At 57.3% G+C, this 597-nt stretch carries 1 protein-coding gene; it reads left to right on the top strand.

What is annotated here, in order from left to right:
- The first annotated feature begins 87 nt into the window (after positions 1-87).
- Complete coding sequence (locus EII42_RS12255) at positions 88-594, top strand: SdrD B-like domain-containing protein (RefSeq protein WP_199729889.1); 507 nt, start codon at positions 88-90, stop codon at positions 592-594.
- Positions 595-597 lie beyond the last annotated feature (3 nt).

Here is a 597-nt window from a genome sequence, read left to right as displayed (position 1 = left end):
TGCCGGTGATCGGTGACGATGAGAAGTACACCGTTACCGTGGTGAGCGTTCCCGGCGATTACATTCCGACCAAGCCTGAGGTTGGGGATGATCGGGCGCTGGATTCCTCTAAACTCCGCTAAGACCGTGCTGCCGTTGGTTGCTGACGGGGCGAAGGATCTGAGCCTGGACTTTGGTTTCGTTCGTCCTGAGGTCACGGTGGGTGACTTCGTGTGGGTGGATGAGAACAAGAATGGTGTTCAGGATGAGGGCGAGAAGCCGCTGCCGGGTGTTGAGCTGGTGCTCACTGGTCCGGATGGTAAGCCTGTGGTGAACGTCAATGGTGATCCTGTGGTGCCGGTGAAGACCGACGCGAGTGGTAAGTACCTGTTTGAGAAGTTGCCGGTGTTGAAGCCGGGTCAGTCCTACAAGGTGTGTGTCAAGGCTCCGGCTGGTTATGTGCCGACCAAGCCTGGTGCTACCAGTCGGGACAAGGATTCTTCGACGGGTTGTGCTACTACTGAGGGTTTGACTCGTGATGGCGAGTCTGATCTGACGTTGGATTTCGGGTTCTACCCGCGGCCGAAGGTGAAGTTGCCCAAGACGGGCGTCTGATCT

Source organism: Tessaracoccus sp. OH4464_COT-324 (genome assembly GCF_003932855.1).
Taxonomy (GTDB): domain Bacteria; phylum Actinomycetota; class Actinomycetes; order Propionibacteriales; family Propionibacteriaceae; genus Arachnia.
The sequence above is the reverse complement of the archived record's forward strand: the minus strand, read 5'-3'. Positions and strand labels throughout refer to the sequence as shown.